The organism is Priestia sp. YIM B13489, from assembly GCF_042787645.1.
GTDB classification, from domain to species: Bacteria; Bacillota; Bacilli; order Bacillales; family Bacillaceae_H; genus Priestia; species Priestia megaterium.
In genome coordinates, this window is the sequence record NZ_JBHZOQ010000053.1 from 1 (window position 1) to 21,113 (window position 21,113).

Here is a 21,113-nt window from a genome sequence, read left to right on the forward strand (position 1 = left end):
GCAGTTCGGTAGCTCGTCGGGCTCATAACCCGAAGGTCGCAGGTTCAAATCCTGTCCCCGCAACCAAATTATCTTTTATACATACTTGAATATATCATTATTATCCTTAGGCTATGCCTAAGGATTTTTTGTTTGGCTATATTTATAAACACTTGTTTAGGTTATGATATAAGATAGTGATGCAGATTAATCAGGAGGTTTTTTCATGTTACAAAGTAATATTCAAACTTATATTGAAAAAGAAATGAACGTTCAAGGTCAATCTTTATCTCTATACCAGGAAGAAAAGGAATATGCGTTGCAAAAAAAGTTGGTACCGCAAAACCTGATGATAGAAGAAAAAGAGGAATCTTTACGTTTTAAAGATTCTTATATCGAAAGAGTAGATAAAGAAACGGACGAGCTGATCGCAGAAGAATCTCCTCTTTCGTTTTTAGATACGCCCATTTCTTACTTGAAAGAACACAGAAGTGAATTTCTATATGTAGAATCAAAATGGTTCGAATTTATTAAGCTTGATGGATGTTCTTTTGAAGTGGATGATGTGTTTGGCACATATAAAGTATTAACCGGGCTACATATGCAAAAAAAATTCGGTTCTTTACTAAAACAATTTTTTGCTAAAGAACTTAATGAAAGTCCAACAAGCGTCCAGCTTTTATTTAATGATAAAGATGGATTATGGGATGTGAATATTGAGTTAGATGCTATAAAAGAGTTTAATGAAAAAATGTCGATAGGTGAAGTTCTTATTCTTACATATCGTTTTTTCTTTCATCTAGTGGAGTATGTAGAGAACGAAAAAGCTTAAGAAATGATGATGACTTTCACTGTAAAGCATAGAGCGTAGTTTCTATGCTTTTTTTGATGAGTAATACGTAATGAATGCTAAATGAAGCTGGAAATACATTTACATCTCTATGTTTTTATGGAATGATAAAGAGTATCTTTACCTATATGACTGCTATGGGTGAGGAACAACTATCAGGAATTTTTCTAGTTTTTTGAGAAAGTAGCTCACATATTAGCTGTTAATAGGACTCAGAGCAAGAAAGCTTCCGTAGGATGAAGTATAATATATACATACAGGAACTATTTTTAACTTTATAAAAAATGTCTGCTGACGTATGGGATTATAAATAAAGAGGGGATGTTCATGTTATTAAGAAAAATAAAGTCTGAAGAATTGGCAGAAGTCTATCAAATGGGATATGCCGCATGGCCTAAAGGCAGGACGTACAAAGAGTATGTGAGAGATAATCAAAAAGAAGAAACATATGGAATTCGGTATGTATACGTAAATGAAGAGGATCAAATTATTGGTTCATTTATTTTGCTTCTTTTACAAACTCCTCGATTAAAGTTTGCTTTGCACGGTATTGGATCTGTTGTTGTACACCAGCTTTATCAACGAATGGGGTATGGCCGTGATATGCTTGAAGACTTTTTTAAAAAGATGAAGATAGAGAAGCGCAGCGCTATTTTTATGCTGTATAGCGATATTCTTCCTGAATATTATCATCAGTTTGGGTTTAAGGAGCTCCCTTCTCATTTACAACGTTATCCTCAATCCATTGCTATGGTAAATTGCAGCGAGTCACAATATGAATACTTAAGTAAGCAATCCATAGAAGACATACCGGCCTATTTTTAAAAGGTATGTCTTTTTTATAGTATTTATCGGCACAATCGTTTACAATTTTATGTAAGCGTTTTCCTTTTTGGGAGATGAATGATTTTATTCGTCCTCATAACCGTAGGCAAATCGTGCAGTTAATATAAATTTTATTACATAAAACCTTGCTATCATCTTACTAGTAACTCTTATTCATTTCCATACCATACCGATATGTATGTTTGCTGCTAAGTATAACCATATCAATATAAGGAGGAAGCAGGAAGATGAAACGATTATTTATAGCAGGGATGATTTTTATACTTTTTTTATCTTTAGGTGCTGTATCTTCTTCAGCCGCAGGAAGTTTTACCTCTAAAACATATAACGGAAGGACATACAAACTGTACGTACCTAGCAGTTATCAGGGAGGTGCTGCCTTACCTCTAGTAGTTATGCTACATGGCTGTACTCAAGACCCTGATCAATTTGCAGCAGGAACACAAATGAATGAACTGGCGGAGACAGAGAAGTTTCTTGTTCTTTATCCAGAACAACCCTCTTCTGCTAATTCAAATAAGTGTTGGAACTGGTTTGATACTGCTCATCAATCAAGGGGAAGCGGTGAACCAGCGTTAATTGCTGGAATGGTCAATCAAATAAAAAGCAGTTATTCAATAGATGCCGACCAAGTCTTTGTTGGAGGGCTATCTGCTGGAGCAGCTATGAGTGTTATTATGGGAGCTACTTATCCAGACATATTTGCGGCTATCAGCGTTGGGGCTGGCTTAGAATATAAAGCAGCGACTAATGTGACAGGTGCTTATACAGCAATGAGCAGTGGAGGTCCTAATCCTATCCAACAAGGAGATTTAGCCTATTCAGCCATGGGAGATCATAAACGAGTGGTTCCAGTTATTTTGTTTCATGGGACAGCTGACTACACTGTTGCGCCTATAAATGCGCATCAAATATTATCGCAATGGGCTCAAACAAATGATAGAGCGTCTGATGGGCTGGATAATAACGATATTGATGATACGGCAGATCAAACTGCAACAGGTACAGTATCTGGTGGAAGAAGCTATACGCAATATATTTACAAAGATACAGCAGGAAAAACAGTAATGGAAAAGTACATGATAGAAGGAATGGGACATGCTTGGTCAGGGGGAAGTACATCCGGTTCTTATACAGATCCTACAGGACCAAATGCAACTAAATTAAGCTGGAACTTTTTTAAAAGCCATCCGAAAAATGGTGATGCTCCTAATCCAGGAGATATATCCCCACCGGTTACAGCTGCTTCACCAGCGGGAGGAACGTATGGAAGTTCTGTTTCTGTTACATTATCAACCAATGAACCTGCCACCACTTACTATACATTAGATGGAAGCATACCAACTGTTAATTCTCTAAAGTACTCTAAGCCTATTACCATCAACTCTAGCAAAACAGTAAAGTTTTTTAGTGTAGACGCAGCGGGTAACCAAGAGGAAGTAAAGACGGAAGTTTATCAAATTTCTGGAACTTCAGAGAAATCTTCAGTATTTTCTTCACTTGCTGCTGAAGATGGATTTATCGGAAACTTATCAGCTGACGGTATGAGTAGTTCTATTCATAAAATTGGGGATAAAGGAATGTACAATACCGACACATACCGAACCATTTTATCTTTTGACACAGGTTCTTTACCTGATGATGCAATCATTACGGATGTATCTTTAAAAATTTATCGCAAATCTTCAACTGGTAATATTTCATCTTTGAAAGGCGATATTAAAAGCGGTGTATTTGGAACTAGCAGTGCTTTAGAACAAATAGATTATCAGGCTTCACCATCTATTTCAGGAGGCTTCCAAATATCAGTGCCTTCACTCAATAATGGATATACAACTATTCAACTTCCTTCCTCGCTTTGGGGATATATGAATAGGACCGGCAAAACTCAGTTTCGCTTGTCAAGCTCAGGTCCAGCGGACTTTTTAAGTGACGTAGTTGAAATTTATGGGGGCGACAATCCTGCATATGCTCCAACTTTAACTGTTTCATATCAGTAAAAAAACCTTCTAAAAGCTAACTGCTTTTAGAAGGTTTTTTTTGCTGATAAGTTACTTTTATCACCGAATACAACTCCAACTTTTTATAGAGTTTTCTTCAAATTTTGACATGATTTTGATGAAATTTAATCATTATTCAAAAATGAATTGTCAGAAATATTACAAGAAAATGTTTAAAATTAATTAAATCCGTAATAAAAGTAAAATATTCCTGTAATGGAAGTGAAATGAACAGGTGGTATCATTCAGTCATTGAGTAAATAAGGAGGTATTCGGAAAATGAAGAAATTTGTATTTACTCTAGGGACAACGGCAATTCTTTCAGCAGGATTTGTAGGTGCAGCATCTGCCTCTACAAGCGGAACGTATGAAGTACAAAAAGGTGACACTTTATGGAAAATCGCTCAAAATCATAATGTGAGCGTAGACGAGCTAAAAGATGCTAATAACTTAACATCAACACTAATTTATCCAAATCAGACACTAAACTTATCTAGCATAAAAGAAATCGTACATACTGTAAAACGTGGTGACACTTTGTGGTCAATCGGTCAACATTATGGCGTAACAGTAGAAGAAATTAAAGAATGGAACGGTTTAACATCAGACTTAGTTTTCCCTGGAGAACAATTTAAAATTAAAACGGCACAAGCAGCTCAATCTCAAACAGCTAGTGCGCCAGTAGCAAAGGCAGCTCCACAAGCGCAGCAGTCTCAAACGGCACAAGCTCAGCAAGAACAAGCAGCACAAGAACAAACGCAAAAAGAACAAGAGCAAGCTCAAGCAGCACAAGCACAGGTAGCACAAGAGCAGGCACAAAAAGAACAAGAGCAAGCTCAAGCAGCACAAGCACAAGCAGCACAAGAACAAGCACAAAAAGAACAAGAGCAAGCTCAAGCAGCACAAGCACAGGCAGCACAAGAGCAAGCACAAAAAGAACAAGAGCAAGCTCAAGCAGCACAAGCACAGGCAGCACAAGAGCAGGCACAAAAAGAACAAGAGCAAGCTCAAGTAGCAGCACAAGCACAGGCAGCACAAGAGCAGGCACAAAAAGAACAAGAGCAAGCTCAAGCAGCAGCACAAGCACAGGCNGCCACTCGTTAAAAAACTACATAATTCAAGAGAAGAAGAAACGAATGCCTATTTGAGCACGTTTCAATCTGTCGTTAGGCTCGCAAAACATACAGGCCATGTTCTCGTTATAACAGGGATACTCCTTGTTATGTGTGGTCCATGGACGTGGACCACTCCATGGATTATAATGACACTGATTTTCCTCTTTTGCTCATTGTTCTTTCTGGCCCGTGCATTTTCCCCCACTCTTCGAAAGTACAAGGAGGAAGGGCATAATAAAAAAGAACTGGCAACTAAACTAAAGCGATCTATTTGGATTTATATCATTCTATTAATGACTATGCTTTGGTTTATGGTTGGTAAGCCGACCTTTTGGTAAAATATATAAATATATCCATTTGTCGTCACTAAGAGTAAACAGTTAAACTGATTACTTTTATGAAATAACCTACTATTTACTTAATATAACAGACATTATTGAACCCAGCATGCTAAAAAGCCCTTTCATCAAGGGCTTTTTGAAGCATTTTTATATAACGGATTTTTAGAGTGTTATTCAACATTCTCAAGTAGAATCTTCTTATTAATTAACTTACTTACTTTCCTTTTAAAGCCTTTCTATTTGGTGCTTGAGGAGGTTGTTCTAGCCATTCCCGGTTGACCATAATATTAAAGCCCTTTCCAGCATAAATTAATATTTCTCCAATTAATTTACTGTAATAAGTAGCTAAATCTGTCCTCATGGATAAAGATAAAGCATGTCCAATAAGTGTCACATCAATGGAATTTAAAAAATGAAAAAGCGCAACAATAAGCTTGTCGGAAAAAGGAGAAACGGTTGAATTTGTTACTTCTATACTAACAGGAACTGTACCAAGAAGTTCTTCTTCCTTTAAAAGGTCATTCAAGAAATTGATTTGTTTTTCTGATATATCCATTCCATCTTCTATATAATCTTTAATTTCCTTGTCCTTAATCACTTGTAATAAGCCCATACAGAGTAGTACCGAGAAATAGTTACGCTCAATATTGAAGAACATTTCAGTAAGTTCAACAGCATTTAAAGGTCTTTTTTTTCCTATGGCTGCTACTATATAAGATTGTTTTTTTATATATTCAACTTTCTCAGGATAGGTAATCATAGGTGGTCGATCGTAAATTCCTTTAGATAACATTAGAGTAGTGGATTCTGCATAGAGCTCTGTAGCTTGATTCAAAGCCTGAGTGAAGAAATCAAGAACATCTGCCCGAGCAACAGTAGAAGTAGCAAACCCTAGGTTAACCATTGACATGCGACTCATTGAGTAGACAAAACTCAGAGCAAAAAGGTCATAAAAAAGGGGCGGCGCTGACAAATTAATATCTTTGTCCGTAAACCCATCTGGTAAAGGGATATTCTCCTCAGAAAAAATATCCTTAATTTGCTTTAGATGTGATTGAGAGATAAGTAAAGATTTTTGTAAAATAGGCTTTATTTCGTTGTCTTGTAGGTGATGAAGAAAATATTTCAACAAACAAGTAGACATTGTTTCTTGTATATAAACTCCCCATAAACCACCAATTTCAGGACTTGATAATCTTACATTATGCTTAGCCATTAAAGCCTCCTAATTATATGTATTTATCTTGATTATGTCATTTATCTTTCTAATTTATTCTTTTTTTAATTCCCCTAAAAAAACAGCCTATATCAGCTTTTATTTACCATAATGTACCTTATCGGAAACTATAGAAGTGAAAAAATATACTTGTTTCAATATACTTGGAACAACGACAAGTAATTTGAATCAGATTATATATATTCATAAAAGGCATAAAAATAGCAGTTTTCTGCAAATGATATAGTGACAACCTAAAATATCAAGTGGAGGAAACTGCTCATGACTGAACATAACACAAAGCTTACGTCAGCTGAAATAGCCTGCACGTGGACTGGCTATATGAATGATAGTATGTCCAAATGTATACTTGGTTATTTCTTAAAACATATTGAAGATAAAGAAATTAAATCGATTGTTCAAATAGCTTATGATCTTTCAGCTGTTCATGTAGAAAAACTTCGTGCTTTATTTCAAAGAGAAGAAATTCCTCTTCCTATAGGATTTACAAATGAACACGATGTGAATAAGGATACTGGCCGTCTGTACACCGATACCTTTATTCTTACATACGTTAATCACATGGCAAAAATAGGGATGCTAGCATTTGGTGGGTTTCTATCCATGAGTGCTCGAAAAGATATACGATTATATTTTAAAGAGGGGCTTCAAGAGGCCTCCAATTTATATGATGAAAGTTCGGATATCGCCCTTTCAAAAGGGTTATTTGTTCGAGCTCCTTATATTGCTTACCCTACTCAACCAGATACTGTAGACAGCAAAAGCTATCTTAGTGGCTTTTCGTTTTTTAGCAAAGAACGTCCTTTGAATGCCATTGAAATATCGCATTTATATATGAACATTCAAACCAACATCATCGGCAGTAAGCTAGCTCTTAGCTTTGCTCAGACATCTCAACGTGAAAAAATTCAACAATGGATGTTAAGAGGGGCTGAAATCTCGGAAAAACATGTGCAGATCTTTGGCAAAGCCCTCCTAGATAATCATATTCAGCCACCGGTTCCACATGATATTGCAATTAGTGACTTAACCACACCTGTCTTCTCTGATCGACTAGCGATGTTTCATATGAGCTTTTTGAGCGCAGCAGGAACAGGTAACTATGCGACTGCAGCAGCTGCAAGTCAACGAAGTGACCTTGTTATCAATTATGAAAGGCTATCACTTGAAATCGGTCAATATGCGAAAGATGGAGCTGATATCATGATCCATCATAAATGGCTTGAACAACCACCTGGAACACAAGACAAAGAACAACTAGCTAAGAAAAAAGAATAATCTTATGTTTTTAGAACAAAGTACTCAATAAGCTGTAACTTTTAGATCCTTCAATAAAATAAATGTAGCAGAAAAAACTCCCCAGATGGCAGGGAGTTTTTTCTATTTTTACGCTTTATATGATATACAAACATAGTTACGTCGGGTAGGCAGGCACTCTCACGAGCGCCCGCCCCCCTAAGAACCGTACGTGACAGATTTCCCGTCATACGGCTCAAGCCTTCTTTTTNTGAAGATAATTTAATCTTGGCAAAAGGAAAAGTAATTCTAAGCAGTGAGGGGGTAAAGCAACTGCTTAGAGAGTTAGAAGTAAAGTTATAACTCAAATATGAAGAATGAGAGCAGACTCTTTTCGACTTTTATACCTTGTCTTTTAATTAAAATGTCTGTCCAATCTGCATAAAGACAGCACCTAATTATTTAGGTGCTGTCTTTATGCAAAAAAGGATTTCTGAATCTTCAATCAACTAACTTTATATTACCGGAAACTGATATAAGCAAGCTATAACTTTGTTATAATATCTGACACAAATAATCTAATGCTGTTTTTCTTTTTTTAGTTAACATAAAACGTGTTATCCGAAATCATTTACGGCTTCATAAAAAAAACAAGTCTCTCTATTGGAGAAATACTTGTTTTGTATCGTTATAGTTTATTTATAGTTAAAAGTTCATTGGCTGCAGGAACAAAGCGAAATGTTGTATCTGTAGTTTTAACTATTGTATTTTCATCGTTTAAAGCTTCCATTAATTCATCTAAATAAGGATATCGTTCATTTTTAAATCCTACTAACGGATAAATTCTAATCATACCGCCTTTTTTAGTTACTCGAATCATTTCTTGAATGGCACGTAAATGAAACTCAAGATCAAACTGCTCCTGATAAAGAAATAAGAAATGATTACATAACACAAGCGAGAATGCCCCATCATCAAAAGGTAAATTCGGTAAAGTTCCAGCAACAAAACGTTTTTCTATAGAATTTTTTTTATAGTGATTTAAAAAGGTTTTAAAAGCATCTTCTCTTATCTTATCGTGTTCTTCCAGGTTCTTATAAGAATCCCAAGAGAAGAACGACACATTTTTAGTCAGTTTTTCGGTGGCTTCTTTCATTTCCTTCTGTCCATGTAAGGTCATTTGCTCAACTGTTAAATCATAGAGAGGATCTACAGCAACAGCATCATAGCCTCTTTTGTTAGCTTCTGCTATAAATGAAGAAGCTCCAGCTGCAACATCTAAGATTTTACCTTTTTTAAGAAAGTTGTCTTCTAGCAAAAACATCTTTTCGTATTCCCCATAAGACCTACATGTCATGGCTACTCCAACTTGCTCATAAAACTCTGCTTTACTCATCTCAACTCATCTCTCCTTTACTCAACTCAGCTAAAACTAGAAGTTAGAAAAATCTAACAATTATAATTCTACCTTTTACTTTTTCTATTTTCAATAGTAACTTTGTGCATACAATATGCACTTGTAGTTACGTCGGGTAAGTTAGGGGCATCACTGCCCCTGCCTCCCCTAAGAACCGTGCGAGTCCCTTTCAAGACACATCGGCTCAAGCCTCCCATTGCAGGTCCATTTGTTGTCGTATCCTCATCACACACCATATCGGTAAGTAAAACGTACGCCGACGCTCCAAATGAAGGTATACATAACAGTACGTTTCTTTCGTCAAAAGATAGCCACAACCTTATGTGCCTACGAGAGACCAACGAGAAGTAAGCTCCCTTTCGGGCCTATCATGGGTTTGTCCGTAAGGACGATAGTATCCGTCCAGTTATACAGTTTTCTGCTTTCCTGTTCTCTTTCGAGATAACGGCATTCGCTTTCTCTCGTATCCTTTACCCTCTATCACATCGTTTGACTTTACAGTCATCCTACTGTTTACACAGATAACAAAGGGCTTACCAAGTTCCGCATCTTATAGATACGACGAGGTTAGGTGGGCTCTTTACTCCGGGCAAGATACGGGACGCGTCACAGCAGCATTATGAATCTGCTTTTCCTCTTGCCAATACCCAGGCAAATCTGTGCACTATCCTGAGCTAAAATTTACGAAGCTTACAAACCTTCACTAATGTTCACCATACTCATCTTCCCCTAGCAGTGTTCCGAGTCGTGCATTGACTCTCTGTTTCCGCATTTCCGCATGCAACCCACGAGCCCGTTACCAGGCCCGCAGTTTTGGACGGGGATAGTTTTTGCGTCTAAACCAGTGGCGTAAGCCACACTATATAAAAGCGACTTCTTGTCGCACCATAATGGATTTTATCGGCAGCTTTAACTATAAAGAACAAACAACTTTTTCTACCCATGCTCCTTCTGTATCAGCTAATAAAGTGTTCCATCCCAAGTTACGAGCTTCTTTAAGATTCTTTTCTTGATCATCAACAAATAGAATATGCTTTTTATCTAAATATCGTCCAACTTTCAGATATATGGCCCTATCTGGTTTACAACAACCTGCTTCTCCAGAAATAGTAATACTTTTCATGTAAGGTTTAACCTCAGCAAGAATATGTTGTATCCACTCAATTCGATGATTACTTAATAAATGGATATTGGCATACTGACTCCATAGAGGTATTTGTTTAAGTGCTGGTAAAGGTTTTATAATTGATTTTAATTTAGACTTTGCATAGTTTATTTCAACAGAAGGAAAAGAGGTATTTAACTTTAACCAAAAATCTTTTTCTGTAATTTCTCCAGTCCATAATTCTTTACGAGTTTCTTTTTTAAATTGAATAAGTTTCTCATACGGGACTTCGAACTTTAGAGATAAATCGTTCCAAAAGTGTGGAGAAAGATTAGTTGCAAGTACTCCAGCTATATCTAAAACTAGATCCGGTTTAGAAGACATTTTATATAGACACTCCTTAAAAGATATATTTCCTATATTTTCAATTAATCTATATAAAATCCCTATCAAAGTTATAAATTACAAGCAAAATCTTAATGTATAGGATATACAGAGATAGTTAACATAATCATAGATCTCGGAAGCAATCCTTTGAAGACTGACACTATAAATTATATAAAAACTGGAACTGTTAAGAGTTTCAGTTTCTTTTTATACTCAAAGTAGATTAAAAAAATAACAACTACAAAGAATTGAAGGTGGAATACATATGATAATTGAATATAAAGTTAATGCTTCAATAAGTGCAAAAGAAGTAGCAGATGTTTTTAAATCATCTGGTATTAAAAGACCTGTTAATGAATTAGAACGAATTGAGCGTATGATTAAAAACTCAGATATCAATCTTACAGCATGGGATAACCAACAGCTCGTAGGAATTGCTAGGGCCATTACTGATTATAGTTATTGCTGCTACTTATCCGATTTAGCTATTCATAAAGACTATCAAAATAAAGGAATTGGTAAAGAACTCGTTCAACGTTTACAAGATATATTAGGAGAAGAAGTTGCATTAATATTATTAGCTTCTTCAGTAGCAATGGATTATTATCCTCATATTGGATTTGAAAAGTCCGAGAATGCATTTCGCATTCCTCGAAAACAATGAATTAAAACATCATAACCAGAGCAAACTACTCAAGACGCCGTGAGGCATCAGCCAACAACTACAGCTTATAGGTACAAATACAAAAGAGCTGCTGTTGAAATCAGCAGCAGCTCTTTTAAGATACATGATATTTTAACGTCCAAAAAATGATTAGAAATCCAGTTAAAACAATTACACTTTTCGTTATGTACCACGGTGAAAAATTTAAGACTGTTAGCATAAAAAGTAAGATGATTCCTAGTAAATTATCTGAACCAGGAAGGTTCCCTTCAGCGAATATTTTCTTATGAATCCTTTTAGAATAAAAGCATCCACCTATAATAATTACTAGCCCTATACATAATAAAATAATCATTTTCTTTACCTTCTCTTTTTCTTAACTCTATCCTAATGATATTAGCATACAATATAGGGTTTTATGGAGAAAATAATTTGGTACACTACACACATTTAGTGAACATAATCACAGTTCTAGGAACAACAAAAAAGGAAAGTTTAGACTTTCCTCTTTTGTTTTAGAAGTAGAAAAACTTAACGTAGTGAAAGGTTAAAAATATTCTTAATTAGGGAATTGATAGGGTTAATTCAAGTCTTTTATATACCATGCATCCATAGCAGAATGTTCAGAACCTGGTAATGGTTTCAATAAAAGTTTAAATCCAAATTTTTTATATAATTTACATGCAGCCTTTAATTCATGCTGTGTTTCTAAATAACACTTTTTATAATGTTTAGAAGAAAATAACAAAGCTGTTTCCATTAGCTTTGTTGCAAGCCCTAAACCTTGTGTTTTTGGACTTAAGTATAGCTTTTGCAATTCACAAACTTTATCTTGTTCATTAAATGGAGCTATACCAATTCCTCCAACAACTTCTTGATCCATTTCCAATACCCAATATTTCGCATAGTTTAGATTATTATAATGCTGGTAAAGGTTGTTAAGTTGGGGGTCGAAATAAGCTGTTCCAGGAATATCTAAACCAAGCGATTTTAATGAATTCTGTATTATTTCTTTTATCTTTTTATTATCTTCAATTTTAATTTCTCTAATAATCATATACTATCTCCTTCAAGCACCAATATTAAACAACTTCATTTTAAATAATTCCTTATAATTACATTTTATCAAAGATTACAATTTATTTTAGAATAAATACTATATACAACAGAAGTTAATATAATATGATTTTTCGGAATACCTTAAAAAATAAAAGAAGGAAAAAGAATTTCATATATTGATATAAAAGCAGGCTTAAGACTGCTTTTTTTATCTAGATTACTCCTTGTTTTACGTATGAAAAATGTAATATTATAGAAAGTAAAAAATAAGGAGAAGAAATGTGGAGAATAAAGAAATTTATTTAGAAGTTAAATTAAAAGAAATCAATAGAGATATTATGAAATTAAAGGTTAAAAAAAGACTTTTATGCAAACAATTAACGGATTTTAAAAAAACTGAGTTATCAACATTAAAAAAGGAAACAAAAAAGGATCTTGCTATGATTGAATCTATTTATTTACTTAAAAACAATCCTAATCGTTTGTTTTCTTCAAAAGAGATTTGTCAGTATCTCAAAAATGAAATCAATTACAATACAGACAGCTTTGCTGCTATTTATAAACGTATTCATTATTTTGAACCTAAAATTTCACAAGTTAGACGTGGGTATTACATATACAAATCTGAGTCCCTCCTTCAGGAATAGTTTTTTAATTTTTAAGATGTATATCATATATATCTTAAGTTACCATAATGTGACTTCCCGGTAGCAAAAAAAAGCAGATCTTTCATAAATCTAAAGGTCTGCTTTTGATTAGGCTAAGCTTCTTTAGCTAATTTATTAGACTGCTTTCTCTTTATATAAAGATAAGAGAAGCAACATATAGATACTAATATAGGGATTAAAAGAAAAGAGCCTACAAAGAAATAAGCAATGAAACATAAAATACAGGCAATGGCTGCAAATACCTTACCTACAAGGTGTTTAATTAATTTTACTCCTGCTGCAGATCCCACTATATACGTTGCAATTCCTAACGAATTTGGAATAAATACAAGTTGTTCTAATTCAATTTTAAAAATATAGCTCGCTAATAAACCAATTGCAGCAATACTACCTACTACTAATACAGCACGGCCTGGTGTAGAATATTTTTCATTAATTTTGCTTAACCAAGAGGGTGCAATATTATCTTTAGCTAAGGAATATCCTAAACGACTCATACTAGCGACAAAAGCATTCATTGTTCCTAAACATATCGTAAAGGCAACGATTCCAGTGGCCCAGCCTCCATTTTTTCCAATTCCCTTCGTGACTACTTCTGAGAGTGATGCATGATTCATGGCTTCACTCATGTTTTCAGTGCCGGTAGAGTAGGAGTTTGTACCAATGACAGCAAAAGCGATGCCTATGTAAAGAATACCTACAATTATAATTGCTCCAACGGTTGAAATGAGAATGTTTTTCTTTCTAGGGTCCTTAAACTCTGGAGCTAAGCTTGAGATAGCTTCCCAACCAAAGAAAGACCAAAAAATAAGCATGACACACTGAGCTATGGGATTAATACTGTTAGGGCCAACATTCCAAACCAAGTTTTCATAACGAATAGATGGAATAGCTAAAAAGATAGTGCCTAATAAGATAAAAAATGTAAGAGCAGCAATTCCCAATTGCATTTTACCACTCGTTTTTAACCCAAAGTAATTCCCTGTCACAGAAATAACAAGTAAAGCTCCAGCAATAATATAAGCAACATAATGAGGTAACTGAAAAGCAAAGGCAATGTAAGTTCCACCAGTTAAGGACACAATAATCTGTCCAATACTACCTGCTATAAAAAAGAACCACCCTATCAAGGCACCTGTATAATGGCCAAAGGCTTTATTAGCAAAAGTAGCTACACCTCCAGAGCTAGGATAATCAATTGATAAAAAAGCAAATGTACAAGCTAAGGGAATACTTAACAATATCATCACAATCCAAGAGATAAGGGCATTAGCTCCAGCAATTCCTCCTGTCATCCCTGGTAAAATAAGAATTCCTGATCCTAAAACAGCTCCTACGTATAGTGCTACTCCCTGAGGAGCCGAAATACTCTGTTTTAATGAATTATCCAATCCATCTCCTCCTTTTACCATATCTGCATGTCTACTAGCATTATAGAAAACAATAAGGTATATTTATATGCATAAATGTACAAATAATGGAATTATAGTTTTGATTTTGGATAAAATTTGTTTAGATAATGAGCAAAAGTGAAAAAAGAGGTGAAAAACGTGGATTACATTGATTATAAGATTCTTAAACTTCTTCAAGAAGACAGTAGAATGACCATTATTCAACTCTCTAAAGAATTACACCTTAGTCGTCCTAGCATCAATGAACGGTTAAGACGCCTTCAAGAAAGTGGAGTAATAGAGGGGTTTACTACTCGTATATCTCCACAAGCAATTGGAAAAAGTGTACAAGCAATTATCCAAATAGGTAATCTTAAATGTGGTTGTCGTGAATTTGAGGAAAAAATAAAAAGTGAGCAAGATATTCTTGAGTGTCACCGAGTGACGGGAACGGATAGCTATTTTATGAAAACAGCTGTAAGTTCTATTCATTTTTTAGAAGACTTAGTAGATAAACTTATTCCTTATGGACAAGTAACCACATCTATCATCCTTTCATCTTCTATATCTCATCGTCCTTTGCTTCCTGATATTGAGGAAGAAGAATTAGCAAAAGAATAATGAATACTCTATACAAAGTTAGTTAATCTAATCACAGTTACCAAACAAAGCCCCAAAAAATCATTGATTTTCTGGAGCTTTATCTATTTTTATAATTTTGTTGTATTGTAGCTTCCTAAAACTAAAACCTCATGGCCATACGTTTCCAAAATAGTAATAGCTTTACGTACACTATCTTCCTGCAAACTCATTTCAGTTTCAATAAAAAAACGGTATGTACCTAATTTTTTCTTAGTAGGGCGAGACTCGATCCAAGTAAGGTTAATAGAGAGTGATGAAAATACATTTAAAATTATCGCTAATAAACCAGATCGTTCCTCATTAGGCGTTACTACTAACATTGTCTTCTTCCCTTTAGTTAATTTATTTTCATGCCTTCCCACTAAAACAAAACGGGTACAATTCTCGCCATGATCTTGAATATTACTTTTCGTTACTTGTAAATCAAACATTCTTGCAGACCATTCAGAACCAATGGCACCTACATCTTTTCTAGCTTCATCACGTAAATTTTTAGCAGCAGAAGCTGTACTATTAAAATGCTTACTTGTAGCTCTTAGTTCTCGAATGTAGTTTCTACATTGAGCTAATGCTGGTGGAATTGACCAAACCTCTTCAATTTGATCAGGTTCGACACCTTTCATTGTAAGTAAGTGTAAAGAAACAGGAAGAATTACTTCTTCTTCAATAAAAAAATCATCCATTAATAAGCCATCTGCTGTCATATTGATTGTACCTTCAATTGAATTTTCAATTGGTACTAAGCCTTTATGAACTCGATGCTCTTTAACAGCATCCAGTACATCTAAAATGGATTCACACATAAGCCACTCCACTTTATTAGATGAAAAATAACGAAATGCAGCTTCTTCTGAAAATGTGCCTTGGGGCCCTAAATATGCAACTTTCAAGTTCAAAACTCCTTTAGTTTTTAACCTAGTATAACGCAATATTTTTATCAAAAGACACAAAATTACATATTAATCCAATCAATTATCAATTAATGTACTTTAAAATAGAATAGGATATACAAATCTAGTTACCATAATGTACCATATCGTTAGAAAAAGTAGTTGAATTAATTCAAGTACTTTACAAATAGAACCTTATCTTGATTAGGTTTATTCCCCTGTTCAATTTCAAAACCCATTTTAGTATGATAAGCAATTGAAGCTTTATTCACAGGAGAAGTCACACAGCGAACAATATTACGGCCATTTTGTTTAATTACGTCGAAAAATTGATTATATAAATGTCTCCCAATACCTTTTCCCCTGTGCTGCGGATGAATTCCAACAAAGTGAATATATGCTTCATTCGAATAAGATTGAGATAAGAATCCAATTAAAAAGCCTATGATTTCACCTTCTTCTTCAACAATAAAGCTAGTATTTTTAAAATGATCAAAAAAAAAGCTTTGGCAACAAGTCAGACATTTGTCTTCCATTCCACCATTCGTTGATTAACGGTGATAGTATATAATAATCTGATCCTTTCACTAAGCGAACTGTCATTCTGATCTCTCCCTAATTTATTTATGAATTTACTTAAATTGATGCTATCACAGGAAGAAAATGTTATGTTGTTCTTTCTTTTTTTTACTAATAAAAGTTTCGAATGCTAATATGAAAAGTGAATATAATATACAAAATCAGTTAACATAATCAAGATTTTAGGAACAACATAAGCGCTAACGTCAAATTGTTAGCGCTTGTGTTATTGAGAGCCATCTCTAATTGTAAATTCAAATATAGATTTCTTTTCTGCTTTAGACATGCCAGAAAAGAACTTTTTATGTACCCTTAACTCTTTTGTATTATTAGGGAACCTTTTTTCTAACCATGTAACTGCCATAGGAGTATGTTCAGGTTGAGCATTTATCTTTTGAAGGAATTTTTCATAATCTATTAACACTTGATCTGTTATAAGTGATACATCCTGTTTTCTACTTTCATAATCCAATTTAGCTAAATCTTCTGCTGTAACATAGCCTTCAATCTTCTTTACAACCCCAAATTCAGAAGGAATGCGTTCTGAATTTAAAGAAACAAAATAATGCAAGTAGTTAGCTAAACGAAATAATCCCTTTTTTGTATCCTTCTTAGTTGCAATATAAAGCCAATCTCCTTGATTCGCATAACAATTTAATTCCTTATCATTGAATGCTATTAACATCTTTTCATACTTTTTCAATAAACTAACTCCTTTACAAATAGTTACTTAAATTATATCTCTAATAATATGAATATCATATTCATTCCTAGTTTACATAAACACTCTTTCCGGAAGACACGACAAAAAAGAACCCTTGTCGCAGAACGGTTCCGCCGAGGGTTCTTTTTCCGGAGTATGCAGCTTTTTATACATCGTTGATAAATCAACGTTTTTTCAGTAGGTAGAGAAAAAACGAATGTATAAGAAGTGCACCTTTTATTCATATGTAAAATAAGAAAAATATAGTATTTATGTTAAAAAAATGATATTATTTAAACGAATTGATTTTTTACACTTTCATAGGTGTAATCCCTTAAAAAGCAACCTCGTTTTCCAATGCCCGAGGTTGCTTTTTTATTTTCTTTAAGACACTAATATCTTATTTGAGGGTGTTATAATAGTTATGATCCTTAATAAATTGGAGGTTATAACTGTTATGTACATGGAATTCTATGAAAAAGTAGATGGATTAGCAAGAGCTATTGGAGTTACCACTTCAACTGCAAAGAAATATTATTTACTTTTTGAAGAGCATGGTTATAACTTTAAACGTAATCAGCAAGGACAACTCTTGTTTTCACAAGATGATATAAATTTATTTAAAGAATTGATACTTTTAAAAAATGAAAAAGGCATGACAGTTCCAAAGGCTGTAAAGGAGATTGTAAACGGTAAAGTTATAACTGACACAACTGATATAACGGACATAACTGTTACAACAGAAGATATAACGGTTATAACTAATAAGGTCACAACTGTTATGACAGAATTAGATGAGTTGAAACAATTAGTAAAGAGTCAAAATGAAATTATAGAAAAACAGCAAGAAGAATTCAAAAAACAATTCTTAAAACAAGAAGCATACATAAAAGATAGCTTGGAACAAAGGGATAAAACATTGGTTACAACATTGAGAGAAATGCAAGAATCACAAAAAGAAATAGCTACTAGCTTATCAAAAGAACAAGCTAAAAAGAAATGGTGGCAATTATGGTTACGTTAAACTACTCAAATTGATTGGGTAGTTTTTTTAATTAAAAGATGACCGTCTTGAGACGTTTTTTTAGCCTTTAGGCTATTATTTTTCTAACGAAAAAATTATAAAAAGACCCTTGCAATTCTATAAGCGAATTGCTATTTAAATAGAGAGTGAGAAGGTACAACATAATTAAAGTAGGTTGAAGCCTTGATAATAAAGGATTTTATATTAGTTTCGTACTTATCAAATTTGATAAGTATACTTATCAAATTTGATAAGTACGAAACTAGCTTAAAAATAAAAAAAGACTCTTCTACAAGAGTCTTTTAAAAAAATCTAACAGGAAGTTTACTTAAAATTTTTGATTTCATTAACTTTACAAATTGAATTTTTAAACCTTCTTCTATTTTATCTCGATCACCTGCATAAAGAACATGAGGGTTAATAAATAACGCATAGGTTTTAACGTTATTATCCTCTACATAGCCTTCTGAGCGTGCGATGATTCCTTTACTATACAAAGACTTAACGACTCTACTAACCTTTGATTCACTTGTACCTAAAGCATGTGATAAAGCCCTTTGAGTCAAAGGTATAGGCTGTTTCTTCTTAGGATCATCTACAATAGCATTAGATGAAAAACCAATAAACGGAATCAAACTCATTAGAAATATAATTTCTTCATTTTTTAAATAACCTATATTTTGAAGATAAGCCCAATTCTCTTGTATTATTTGAACAAAGCGAGCTTTATTTTTAACTTTCCTTTGGGGAACTAACTTCATTCCAGCTGCATTAGCTTTAGCTTGAAGTTCATTGGCTTTTTCCATTTCTTCATGACTTAAAATTTGTTCATTTTGAAGGTCTTTCAATCTAGCCTTTTTATTGGCCTCTGATAAAGATTGTCCTAAACTTGATAAGTTTTTTTCGTTTTTAACCATACTAATTCCTCTCCCTATGTGGCAGGAATTAGTCCCTTATGATAGAATATGTACATCAATATGTGTATAAGGGACCAATTCCCTTTCTCTTATGAAAAACCGCCTGCCGTCCAAAGCTTTGGCGGTTTTTCTCATTTATACTACTTTCAACACTATCAATAAATTCCCTCTTTTTCTAGTCTTTTCGCAGTTTTTCAACTAATTCTGCACAAGACTACTTTTTTATCCTAAACTAATTCCAAATAACCCAAAAAACCATTTAAACAAGAAAAACATAGGTACCATAAAGACAGCTGCACCAGCCCCATATTTCACCCAATCTAGCCAACCATTAAATGCTACCCCTAACTTAGCGTTCGATATCATAGTCTTGCTGTTTTTTTCGACCTCGCTGAGTTCCTCCTTCGCTGTCGCGCTCAAGCTGTCGAACTTGCTCCCCAGGTTGTTGTTGATCTTCTCTAGCTCGTCCTTGATTGCTTGATTGTTTGTTTGAAACTCTTTGCTCAAAAATTCCTGATTCTGTTTCATTTCGCTGTGCAATGCTCTGATGGCCGTCTTCATCTCGGCCAAAGTTTCGTTTGTATACTGCTTGTGTGTGACGATGTCGTTCTCTAATTTGCTGAGCAACGTCATCGAAGTCAATTCCATTTCCCTCTGTACGTCTTGGCTCGTCTGTTTGATCTCCTTGAGCTCTTGTTCGATCATCATCTCTTTGTTCATGTTTTCTTTCAGGAACGTCGAGAGATAGCCCTCTGTTGCTCTGAGACGTAAGATCATCTCCTGATATAACTGCTGTAACTGTTGTAACTCCTCTTTCTGCTGAACTTGCTGTTTCTCTTTCTCTTGTAACTTGTCTTTCAAAGCCATGTAAAATCGTCTCCTTTTCGTACGCCAACCCTAATTTCGTGCCACGTACCTTTTTATTCGATTCTAGATGCTCATACGTGATGTTTTTACCTCGTAGCATTGCTTGGACGCCCTGGTCTTTTAAACGTTCCTGGAATTCTTCAAAACTAGTTGCTTGTTCTTTTGAAGAATCAATGGCCGTCCGAATTTCATCCTTCCAACTAGACTCACCTTTCTCAAGTAAGGATTGTTCAGCTAATGTGTAGCGAACATTGGCCGAGCGTTCTTCCACAATGGAGAGGCCATGCTCCTTGCATAACTGATCGCTTACCTCACGAAAATGGTCAATGGCTTCTTGGCCATGGGCATGAAACTTTCGGCCATCCTCATAGTTCACCGCATTAATCACGATGTGGTTATGGATATGATCCTTATCCGTGTGTGTATAGACGGCCACCTCATGACCTTTTGCCATTTTCTCAGCTAGTTGTAACCCAATTTCATTGGCTTGCTGGGGATCCACTTCATCTGGCTTAAATGACTGAATCACATGATGGGCCTGTATGCCGCCGTTTTTTCCCCATATTTCCCTTGTAGCCTTAAATTGGTTCCGAACATAGTCCACATCGCAATCAAGCGAATTTGATACCTCAGCACGCTTCTCAGCGTACTTCAGTAACGCATTGGCATTTTTCGTCGTACTCAGCTTAATTGTTGCCATGCTGCAGCCAATCCCTTTTTAATTTCGTCGAGATTGTATACCAATCTCTCAAGCTCCTGTTCACTTAATTGTTCGATGTCTCGTGCATTGCACCATCTCGCAATTTGGTTCACATTGGTACCCACAGCACGCAATTCCTTCGCAATTGCCAGAGCACCCTCACGATTGATCTTCGGCTGTCGTACGCGGGTACCCTGTGCCTTTGCTTTCACAAAGGCAGGCACCGTCATTCCTACGTTATCCGCCATCAGCGATAGCCGTTCAAATTCCTCTTCAGTGACACGGAACTTCACCTGTTTAGGCTCGTTCCTACGCTCGCCTTTCGTCTCGCTCATTCCTTTATTCCTCCTTATGTTCACCTACTGGGCGTGGTGAACTTGGTGTAAAATTCCAGCTGTATGCTTCCATAATACACCAAACAGTCGGAATAAGGCAAGCTCTACAATTGGTACCCAATTGAGCTTGGTTATGCCTGGCATAACAATCCCCCCAGCCC

19 protein-coding genes and 1 pseudogene are annotated in these 21,113 nt (G+C 34.9%); 9 read left to right on the forward strand and 11 right to left on the reverse strand.

Annotation, left to right across the window (positions count from 1 at the left end; genetic code table 11):
- Positions 1-205 precede the first annotated feature (205 nt).
- The 3 genes from ACFX4W_RS05725 (at position 206) to ACFX4W_RS05735 (ending at position 3,675) form a co-directional block, all read left to right on the forward strand.
- A complete protein-coding gene (locus tag ACFX4W_RS05725) occupies positions 206-811 on the forward strand; it encodes a hypothetical protein (protein WP_043982677.1) in 606 nt (201 codons plus the stop codon).
- A gap of 345 nt (positions 812-1,156) precedes the next feature.
- Positions 1,157-1,654 (forward strand): GNAT family N-acetyltransferase, encoded by a 498-nt coding sequence (locus tag ACFX4W_RS05730; RefSeq protein WP_013081583.1) that lies wholly within the window; start codon positions 1,157-1,159, stop codon positions 1,652-1,654.
- Between the two features lie 248 nt (positions 1,655-1,902).
- Positions 1,903-3,675, forward strand: coding sequence for an extracellular catalytic domain type 1 short-chain-length polyhydroxyalkanoate depolymerase (locus ACFX4W_RS05735; protein WP_043982679.1), 1,773 nt, complete (start codon positions 1,903-1,905; stop codon positions 3,673-3,675).
- 1,670 nt (positions 3,676-5,345) lie between these two features.
- On the opposite strand, the gene ACFX4W_RS05745 is transcribed toward ACFX4W_RS05735, so the two are convergent.
- Positions 5,346-6,347: a DUF3231 family protein gene (locus ACFX4W_RS05745; protein ID WP_043980899.1), complete on the reverse strand. Its 1,002-nt coding sequence runs from the start codon at positions 6,345-6,347 to the stop codon at positions 5,346-5,348.
- Positions 6,348-6,629: 282 nt separating this feature from the next.
- Here ACFX4W_RS05745 and ACFX4W_RS05750 point away from each other — a divergent pair, with 282 nt between their 5' ends.
- Together ACFX4W_RS05750 and ACFX4W_RS05755 are read left to right on the forward strand one after the other, a co-directional pair.
- The gene (locus tag ACFX4W_RS05750) at positions 6,630-7,646 is read left to right on the forward strand and encodes a DUF3231 family protein (protein ID WP_043980901.1); all 1,017 of its coding nucleotides are present in this window, start codon (positions 6,630-6,632) and stop codon (positions 7,644-7,646) included.
- A gap of 243 nt (positions 7,647-7,889) precedes the next feature.
- Positions 7,890-7,967 carry a hypothetical protein gene (locus tag ACFX4W_RS05755; protein ID WP_377560521.1) on the forward strand — a complete coding sequence of 26 codons (78 nt, stop codon included), beginning with the start codon at positions 7,890-7,892 and terminating at the stop codon, positions 7,965-7,967.
- 325 nt (positions 7,968-8,292) lie between these two features.
- Here the strand turns inward: ACFX4W_RS05755 and ACFX4W_RS05760 are convergent, their stop codons facing one another.
- Entirely contained in the window at positions 8,293-9,000 is a 708-nt protein-coding gene (locus ACFX4W_RS05760) for a class I SAM-dependent methyltransferase (protein ID WP_377559305.1), read from the reverse strand.
- Between the two features lie 934 nt (positions 9,001-9,934).
- The gene (locus ACFX4W_RS05765) at positions 9,935-10,510 is read right to left on the reverse strand and encodes an HAD-IA family hydrolase (protein ID WP_377559307.1); all 576 of its coding nucleotides are present in this window, start codon (positions 10,508-10,510) and stop codon (positions 9,935-9,937) included.
- A 268-nt stretch (positions 10,511-10,778) separates the two neighbouring features.
- Here ACFX4W_RS05765 and ACFX4W_RS05770 point away from each other — a divergent pair, with 268 nt between their 5' ends.
- Positions 10,779-11,177 (forward strand): GNAT family N-acetyltransferase, encoded by a 399-nt coding sequence (locus tag ACFX4W_RS05770; RefSeq protein ID WP_377559308.1) that lies wholly within the window; start codon positions 10,779-10,781, stop codon positions 11,175-11,177.
- A gap of 580 nt (positions 11,178-11,757) precedes the next feature.
- Here ACFX4W_RS05770 and ACFX4W_RS05775 read toward each other — a convergent pair.
- Positions 11,758-12,234: a GNAT family N-acetyltransferase gene (locus tag ACFX4W_RS05775; protein WP_377559309.1), complete on the reverse strand. Its 477-nt coding sequence runs from the start codon at positions 12,232-12,234 to the stop codon at positions 11,758-11,760.
- Positions 12,235-12,517: 283 nt separating this feature from the next.
- Between ACFX4W_RS05775 and ACFX4W_RS05780 the strand changes: the two genes are divergently transcribed.
- Entirely contained in the window at positions 12,518-12,883 is a 366-nt protein-coding gene (locus ACFX4W_RS05780; RefSeq protein WP_377559310.1) for a hypothetical protein, read from the forward strand.
- Positions 12,884-12,996: 113 nt separating this feature from the next.
- Here ACFX4W_RS05780 and ACFX4W_RS05785 read toward each other — a convergent pair whose 3' ends face one another.
- On the reverse strand, positions 12,997-14,295 hold the full coding sequence (locus ACFX4W_RS05785) for an APC family permease (RefSeq protein WP_377559312.1): 1,299 nt from the start codon (positions 14,293-14,295) through the stop codon (positions 12,997-12,999).
- A 159-nt stretch (positions 14,296-14,454) separates the two neighbouring features.
- Between ACFX4W_RS05785 and ACFX4W_RS05790 the strand changes: the two genes are divergently transcribed.
- Positions 14,455-14,916, forward strand: a complete 462-nt coding sequence (locus tag ACFX4W_RS05790) for an Lrp/AsnC family transcriptional regulator (RefSeq protein ID WP_195694549.1) — start codon at positions 14,455-14,457, stop codon at positions 14,914-14,916.
- An 89-nt stretch (positions 14,917-15,005) separates the two neighbouring features.
- Here the strand turns inward: ACFX4W_RS05790 and pheA are convergent, their stop codons facing one another.
- The 3 genes and pseudogenes from pheA to ACFX4W_RS05805 all read right to left on the reverse strand — a co-directional run bounded on the left by pheA (position 15,006) and on the right by ACFX4W_RS05805 (position 17,109).
- Positions 15,006-15,827 (reverse strand): prephenate dehydratase, encoded by an 822-nt coding sequence (gene pheA / locus ACFX4W_RS05795; RefSeq protein WP_377559313.1) that lies wholly within the window; start codon positions 15,825-15,827, stop codon positions 15,006-15,008.
- 167 nt (positions 15,828-15,994) lie between these two features.
- Positions 15,995-16,430: pseudogene (locus tag ACFX4W_RS05800) on the reverse strand (GNAT family N-acetyltransferase).
- Between the two features lie 202 nt (positions 16,431-16,632).
- Entirely contained in the window at positions 16,633-17,109 is a 477-nt protein-coding gene (locus ACFX4W_RS05805) for a hypothetical protein (protein ID WP_237074710.1), read from the reverse strand.
- A gap of 457 nt (positions 17,110-17,566) precedes the next feature.
- On the opposite strand from ACFX4W_RS05805, the gene ACFX4W_RS05810 reads away from it, so the two are divergent.
- Positions 17,567-18,133, forward strand: a complete 567-nt coding sequence (locus tag ACFX4W_RS05810; RefSeq protein WP_377559314.1) for a DUF3967 domain-containing protein — start codon at positions 17,567-17,569, stop codon at positions 18,131-18,133.
- 302 nt (positions 18,134-18,435) lie between these two features.
- Here the strand turns inward: ACFX4W_RS05810 and ACFX4W_RS05815 are convergent, their stop codons facing one another.
- The 3 genes from ACFX4W_RS05815 to ACFX4W_RS05825 form a co-directional block, all read right to left on the reverse strand.
- Positions 18,436-19,050, reverse strand: a complete 615-nt coding sequence (locus ACFX4W_RS05815) for a helix-turn-helix domain-containing protein (RefSeq protein WP_377558843.1) — start codon at positions 19,048-19,050, stop codon at positions 18,436-18,438.
- Between the two features lie 349 nt (positions 19,051-19,399).
- Entirely contained in the window at positions 19,400-20,617 is a 1,218-nt protein-coding gene (locus ACFX4W_RS05820) for a relaxase/mobilization nuclease domain-containing protein (RefSeq protein ID WP_377558842.1), read from the reverse strand.
- A complete protein-coding gene (locus ACFX4W_RS05825) occupies positions 20,599-20,952 on the reverse strand; it encodes a plasmid mobilization protein (RefSeq protein WP_012209755.1) in 354 nt (117 codons plus the stop codon). The genes ACFX4W_RS05820 and ACFX4W_RS05825 overlap by 19 nt, the downstream gene beginning before the upstream one ends.
- Positions 20,953-21,113: the final 161 nt, after the last annotated feature.